The 7,181-nt window shown below is 72.3% G+C and carries 6 protein-coding genes; 1 reads left to right on the forward strand and 5 read right to left on the reverse strand.

Going from position 1 to position 7,181, the window contains the following annotated elements; all coding sequences use genetic code 11:
* The first annotated feature begins 65 nt into the window (after positions 1-65).
* Positions 66-434, forward strand: coding sequence for a PRC-barrel domain-containing protein (locus ACWEQO_RS28250; RefSeq protein WP_361461063.1), 369 nt, complete (start codon positions 66-68; stop codon positions 432-434).
* Positions 435-486: 52 nt separating this feature from the next.
* Here the strand turns inward: ACWEQO_RS28250 and ACWEQO_RS28255 are convergent, their stop codons facing one another.
* From ACWEQO_RS28255 to ACWEQO_RS28275, 5 genes are all read right to left on the reverse strand, one after another.
* A complete protein-coding gene (locus ACWEQO_RS28255; protein WP_361461066.1) occupies positions 487-921 on the reverse strand; it encodes an ATP-binding protein in 435 nt (144 codons plus the stop codon).
* Positions 922-1,085: 164 nt separating this feature from the next.
* Complete coding sequence (locus ACWEQO_RS28260) at positions 1,086-2,990, reverse strand: AMP-dependent synthetase/ligase (protein WP_361461069.1); 1,905 nt, start codon at positions 2,988-2,990, stop codon at positions 1,086-1,088.
* Positions 2,991-3,369: 379 nt separating this feature from the next.
* Positions 3,370-5,595, reverse strand: a complete 2,226-nt coding sequence (glgB, locus tag ACWEQO_RS28265; protein ID WP_452985719.1) for a 1,4-alpha-glucan branching enzyme — start codon at positions 5,593-5,595, stop codon at positions 3,370-3,372.
* 4 nt (positions 5,596-5,599) lie between these two features.
* Positions 5,600-6,961 carry a maltokinase N-terminal cap-like domain-containing protein gene (locus ACWEQO_RS28270; protein ID WP_361461075.1) on the reverse strand — a complete coding sequence of 454 codons (1,362 nt, stop codon included), beginning with the start codon at positions 6,959-6,961 and terminating at the stop codon, positions 5,600-5,602.
* Between the two features lie 28 nt (positions 6,962-6,989).
* Positions 6,990-7,181: alpha-glucosidase C-terminal domain-containing protein (locus ACWEQO_RS28275; RefSeq protein ID WP_452985720.1), on the reverse strand; the 192-nt coding region annotated here is incomplete at its 5' end.

The raw sequence follows: 7,181 nt of genomic DNA on the forward strand, positions 1-7,181 counted from the left end.
GGTCGGGCCGACGAGGGAGCCCGCCCGCTCCGGAAGCATCGTCCACCGGGGAGGCAAGGAGCAGCGTGCCCATCGAGAGCATCTGGTCATACGCGCCGGAGCTGGGTCCCGCCCAGGGGCAGGGTCCGGACCTGACGGGATACACCGTCGCCGCGAGCGACGGCACCATCGGCCATGTGGACCGGCAGGCCGACCACCACTCCATGCGGCACCTGGTCGTCGACACCGGCGTCTGGGTGTTCGGCCGGAGCCTTCTCGTACCGGTCGGCGTCATCACCGCCGTCGACGCCGGCGAGCGGAGGATAACGGTGTCCTGCACGAGGGCACAGGTGAAGGCGGCGCCCCGGTTCAGGACCGACAGCGAGACCATGGACCCCGAGTACCTCACGGCGGTCGGCGAGTACTACCGGAGGCTGCCCGGCCCGGTCTGCTGAGCACCGCCGGGCGGACCCGCCCGGCGGCCCCCGCCGGCCCCGTCCGCGGCCGTCACCAGGGCAGGAACACATGGATGTCCTTGCCGTGGTCGGTACCGACGACGCTGACCTGGTCGCACAGCGTGTGGATCAGGTGCCAGCCGATCCCGCCCCCGCCGCGGCTGGGCCGGAAGGGCCGGGGCGCGGGCACGGTGGTGCTCGTGTCGTGCATCACCACGTGCACCCCGTCGAACGTCCGGCGCAACCGCATCTCGAAGGGGCCCGGCGCGTACTGGACCGCGTTGGCGGCCAGTTCCGTGACCACCAGGAGGATGTCGTCCCAGTGCTCCGGAGCCGCCGGCGCGGACACGCGGGCCAGGTCGAAGAGGAACTCCTCCGCCACCAGGCGTGCGTCGGTGACGTCGTGCAGCTCCCCGTGGAAGCCGGCGACGCGGTCCGTGATCTCCTCGGCGGCCAGTGACTTGTCCCTACGCGGCTCGGATGCCATGTCGCCTTCCCTGCCCCGGATCCGACGGGCAGCCGTTCATGTGGCTCGTTCCCTTTCCTTCGTCTCCCTGGTCTGTGGGTTCCCGGGCCGGCGGAGCCTACGCGCCCGTATGCCCGTGCGCGGTGGGTGATCCCCACTACACTCCGGCGACCCGCGCCGCACAGTCAGCGGAAGACGTTGTCCGAGTCGTCCCAGACCGACGGCTCCTCCGGCGCCGGGGCCCGTCTCGGACGCGAACGCGAGTGGTACATCGCGTCGATCTCCAGCGCGTGGCGTCGCACGATCTCGTCCCGGCGCAGTTTCATCGACGGCGTCAGCAGCCCGTTGGTCACGTCGAAGGGCTCCGCCAGTACCCGGAACACCCGGATCGACTCCGAACGCGACACACTGCTGTTCGCCGCGGCGACCGCCCGCGCGATCTCCTCGTGCAGCGCGTTCTCCTCCCGGGCCTCCCGGGTCGGCGCGTCGCCCGGCGGGGAGAGAACCGCCCGCCAGTGCGTCAGGAACTCCGGGTCCAGGGTGATCAGCGCCCCCACACAGGGCCGGTCGTCGCCCACGACGACGGCCTGGTGGACGAGGGGGTGCATCCGCAGCCGCTGTTCCAGGGCCGCCGGCGCGACGCTCTTGCCGCTGCTGGTGATGATGATGTCCTTCTTGCGGCCGGTGATCGTCAGATAGCCCTCCGGGTCCACCCGGCCGAGGTCCCCCGTCGACAGCCAGCCGCCGGCCAGCACGGCCAGGGTGGCGGCCTCGTCGCCCAGGTAGCCCTGGAACACCGACGGCCCGCGCACCAGGATCTCCCCGTCCTCGGCGACCCTGATCTCGCTGCCCGGCAGCGCCCGCCCGACGGTGCCGGACTTCTCCCTGCCGAGCGGCTGCATCGTCACCCCGCCACCGGTCTCGGTGAGCCCGTAGCCGTCGTGGACGTAGATGCCGATGCCCTCGTAGAAGAGGGACAGGTCACGGTCGAGGGTCGAGCCACCCGAGGTGGCCCGGCGCACCCGGCCGCCCAGCGCGGCCCGCAGCTTGCGGTAGACCGTGCGCTCGTACAGGGAGTGCTGCAGCCGCAGGTCGAGGCCGGGCCCCGGGCCCCGGCCCAGCCGCTGCCGCTCCACGGCGGCGGCGAAGTCGCGGGCCGTGTCGGCGGCCCGCTCGAACAGCGTTCCGCGCCCGGCCTGCTGGGCGGCGCGCAGGAAGTTCTTGTAGATCTTCTCCAGCAGGGAGGGGACCGCGTGCAGATAGGTGGGCCGCAGGGTGCGCAGGGCCGAGGAGAGGGACTCCGTGCTGATGTCGGGTTCGTGCCCCATCAGCAGGCCGCCGCGCACGCACAGGCCCTGGACCATCAGCCCGTACACATGGGAGAACGGCAGATAGGCGAGGAGCACGGGCTGCTCCCCCGGCGGAGCCGCCGTGTGGGCCCAGCCCTCCAGCAGGGTGTCGCAGGAGGCGGCCAGATTGCGGTGGCTCAGGGCGCACCCCATCGCGTGCCCCGAGGTGCCGGAGGTGTAGGCGATCACGGCCGTCGAGTCCGGCAGCACGATCCGGCGCAGCGAGTCGACCATGGCCGCCGGTATGTACTCGCCGCGCGCCACCAGCTGGTCCAGCGCCCCCGAGTCCAGCTGCCAGACGTGCCGCAGCCGCGGCAGCGCGGCACACACGGACCCGACGGTCATCACCCCCTGCTCGTCCTCGACCATCACGGCCACGCAGTCGGACTCCCGGAGGATCCACTCCACCTGCTCGCGTGAGGAGGACGGATAGACGGGGACGACCTCGGCGCCCACGGTCCACAGCGCGTAGCACAGGACCGTCCACTCGTAGCGGGTGCGCGCCATGATCGCCACGCGGTCGCCCGGGGACAGCCCCGAGGCGACCAGCCCCTTGGCCAGGTCGACGACCTGGTCGCGGAACTCCAGCGCGGTGACCTTCTCCCAGGTCGTGGAGGCCGGGTCGGCGCGGCGGGCGAGCATCGGCAGGGTGGGGCTCTCGGCGGCCGTCTCGAAGAGACTGTCCGCGAGGCCGCCCGTCAGGGGCGAGGCGGCCCAGGGAGCGAGAGCGGGGTCGCGCATGCACTGCTCCTGACATGTACGGGCTGTGACTCGACCGACGAGCAGGGTCATCGGCGGTGCCTGAATGTAGCCGAGCCGGGGCGTTCCGGGGCCGGGATCGCGGGAAGTGTGGCCACACCGATGACCTCGGAACTTCCCGTGCCCCCGGACCGCACGGGAACCGCACGGTTCGGCGTCCCCGGACCGGGGCGTACGCATGGCCCCGGACAGGGCGCACACATGACCCCGGACGGAGCCGATGGTGATGATCACCACGCCCGTGTATACCGCACACGGCCGCACGGGGCATCTCCGGGCCCACCCTTACGGACCGTCAGAACACCTCGTACCCACGCCGGTTGCCGTCCGGCGCGGGTACAGGGCGGGGTGCCGCCGGGTCTCACCGGACGTCGGGCACCAGCCACACCGTCGCCAGGGGCGGGAGCGTGATCCGGACGCAGCCGTCCTCGGGCTTGACCGGGTCCGGGTTGGTGACGTCACCGCCGCCGTAGCGGGCCGCGTCCGTGTTGAGGACCTCCTGCCAGGCGCTCACCTCGTCGGGCACGCCGAGCCGGTACCCGTGCCGGACGACCGGGGAGAAGTTCGACACCGAGAGCAGCGGCCGCTCCTCGGCGTCGAACCGCAGGAACGCGAACACGTTGTCCTCGGCCGCGTCCACCGAGACCCAGCGGAAGCCCGCCGGGTCGGTGTCCCGCTGCCACAGCGCCTCCGTCGCGCGGTAACGGGTGTTGAGGTCACGCACCAGGTCCTGGACCCCGCGGTGGTCACCCGCCGAGTGGTACGCGTCGTCCAGCAGCCACCACTCCGGGCCGTGCTGCTCGGACCATTCGGCGCCCTGCGCGAACTCCTGTCCCATGAACAGCAGTTGCTTGCCCGGGTGGGCCCACATGAAGCCGAGGTAGGCCCGGGTGTTCGCCCGGCGCTGCCACCAGTCGCCGGGCATCTTCGACACCAGGGCCTGCTTGCCGTGCACCACCTCGTCGTGCGAGATCGGCAGCACGTAGTTCTCGCTGTAGGCGTACACCATCGAGAACGTCATCTCGTGGTGGTGGTACTTGCGGTGGACCGGCTCGTGGGAGACGTACTCGAGCGAGTCGTGCATCCAGCCCATGTTCCACTTCAGGCCGAACCCCAGCCCGCCGGTGTCGGTGGACCGGGTCACCCCGCCCCACGCGGTCGACTCCTCCGCGATCGTCACCACGCCGGGGCAGCGCCGGTACACGGTCGCGTTCATCTCCTGGAGGAACGCCACCGCGGCCAGGTCCTCCCGGCCGCCGTGCGCATTGGCCTCCCACTGGCCTGAGTCCCGTGAGTAGTCCAGGTAGAGCATGGAGGCGACGGCGTCCACGCGCAGCCCGTCGATGTGGAACTCCTGGCACCAGTACACGGCGTTGGCGACCAGGAAGTTGCGCACCTCGGTACGGGCGAAGTCGAACGTGTACGTGCCCCAGTCCGGGTGCTCGGCCCGCCGGGCGTCCCCCGGTTCGTACAGCGGGTCCCCGTCGAACCGGGCCAGCGCCCAGTCGTCCTTCGGGAAGTGGGCCGGCACCCAGTCCATGATCACGCCGATCCCGGCCCGGTGCAGGGCGTCGATCAGGTACTTGAAGTCGTCCGGGGTGCCGAGCCGGGCCGTGGGCGCGTAGAACCCGGTGACCTGGTAGCCCCAGGAGGGACCGTAGGGATGCTCGGCGACCGGCATCAGCTCGACATGGGTGAACCCGAGGTCCTTCACGTACGCGGGCAGTTCGTCGGCGAGTTGACGGTAGGTCAGACCGGGCCGCCAGGAGGGCAGATGCACCTCGTACACCGAGAACGGGGCCTCGTGCACGGACACACCGGCCCGCCGCTCCAGCCATTCGGCGTCGTCCCACTCGTACCGCGAGGACGTCACGATCGACGCGGTGTTCGGCGGTTCCTCCGCGAGGCGTGCCATCGGGTCCGCCTTGAGGGCCAGGTGACCGTACCGGGAGTGCACCTCGAACTTGTAACGGGCGCCCTCGCCGATCCCCGGCAGGAACAGCTCCCACACCCCGGAGGCACCGAGCGAGCGCATCGGGAACGCCGTGCCGTCCCAGCAGGTGAAGTCCCCGGCGACCCGCACCCCCTGCGCGTTCGGCGCCCACACGGTGAAGCGGGTGCCGCTCACGCCCTGGTGGGTCATGGGGTGCGCGCCGAGCGCGGTCCACAGCTCCTCGTGCCGTCCCTCGCCGATCAGGTGCAGGTCGAACTCGCCCAGCGCGGGCGGCATCCGGTACGGGTCGTGCACCTCCACGGCGTCCTCGTCCCCGTACGCCACCGCCAGGGTGTACGCGGGGATCGCGTCCAGCGGCAGGACCACGGAGAACAGGCCGTCGCCCTCCGAGACGAGCGGGACGCGCTCGCCGCCGGTGACCACGCTCACCGACCGCGCGAAGGGGCGCAGCGCCCGGAAGGCGATGCCGCCCGGCACCGGGTGCGCGCCGAGCAGCGCGTGCGGATCGTGGTGGGCGCCCGCCAACAGGCGCCCCCGGTCGGTGGGATCGAGGGCGGGAGCGGTCCCGTGTGCCGCCGGAGCGGACGGGGCGGGCCCGGCCGACTCGGGAAGCGGGGTGTCATGCAGGGCCACGGCTTCAGTCTCCTCTCACGGCGAGGCGCTCGATCGCCGCCATGGGTACGGGCAGCCAGTCGGGTCGGTGCCGGGCCTCGTACAGCACCTCGTACACGGCACGGTCCGTCTCGTAGGCGCGGAGCAGCCCGTGCTTCTTTCGCGGGTCCCAGCCGGAGCGCGTCGCGTAGCCCGCGCAGTAGGCCTCGCGGCAGCGGCGCGCCCACTCCGGGCGCCAGGGGCGCCGCTGGCGGGCGGCGTAGTCGAACGAGCGCAGCATCCCGGCGATGTCCCGCAGGGGGGAGTGGGCGCTGCGCCGTTCGGCGAGCGGCCGGGACGGCTCGCCCTCGAAGTCGATGACGAACCAGTCGCGCCCGGCCTGCAGCACCTGCCCGAGGTGCAGGTCGCCGTGGATGCGCTGGGCGGCCGGGCCGGGGTCGCAGACCGCGAGCGCGGCGAACGCGGCCTGCAGGCCGGGCACGAACGGCCGGAGGACGGGGACGGAGTGCGCGGCGGCCGTCAGTCGCTCGGTCATCGCCGCCGCCGTCAGTCCGTTCTCCCCGGGGCCGCCGACGGGGAAGGCCGAGGCCAGTGCCAGGTGCACGTCCGCCGTGGCCCGGCCGAGGGCGTGCGACTGGGCGGTGAAGTCGTCCCCGGAAGCCAGTGCGTCCAGGGCCAGTGTCCAGCCGTCGGAGGCGTTCCGCAGGAACGGCTGGAGGACACCGAGCGTCGCCTTGAACGGATGCGTGGTGCGCAACCAGGCCACCGGGGCGGGGACCCGGTGGCAGCCCTGCCGGGACAGCGCGCCCGGTACCTCCAGATCCGGGTTGACCCCGGGCTGGATCCGCCGGAAGACCTTCAGGATGAACTCCTCGCCGTACACCAGCGAGGAGTTGGACTGCTCGGCGTCCAGCAGGCGCGGTACCAGCCCGGCGCCGGGCCCCGGCTGGGCCGCGTCGCACTCGAAGCGCAGAGGTCCGGTCGTGCCGGGGTACCGCAGCCGTTCCAGGAGCAGCTGGGCCGAACGGGGGTCGTGGAGGGCGTCGTAGACCGTCCGCCCGGCCAGCGGTCCGTCCTGCACCCTGCCGATGAGGGCCCGGCCGAGGCGCGGCGCCGGGTGTTCCCGTACGCCGAGGAGGAGCTGGTAGCAGTCACCGGCCCAGGGAGTGTTGCCGGGGGAGGGCACGCCGCCGTGGCCCGCGTGGACCAGCAGGTGCAGACAGCCCGGGAACAGTTCCGTCATCGACAGCACATGGAGGTCGGTGACGGGGCGGTCCTTGCCGGCGAACCAGCGCTGCCCCGGCAGCCACTCGCGCAGCAGCCCGGTGAACGACTCCATGGACCCGGCGGGTGCGCTGCGCGGGCGCAGGAATGCGGTCTTCGTCATGGTGACGCCTCCTCTCGTCGGCGCACGCTCACAGTCGTCGGCCGATGCGGGGTCGGGGTGCGGTTCGGGCGAGCCGGAACCAGTAGAAGCCGTGGCCCCCCAGGGTCAGCAGGTAGGGCAGCTCACCGACGGCCGGGAAGCGCACCCCGCCGAACAGCTCGACCGGGTGCCGGCCCGCGAAGGCGCTCAGGTCGAGCTCGGTGGGCTGGGCGAAGCGGGA

This window comes from Streptomyces sp. NPDC004051 (genome assembly GCF_053604275.1).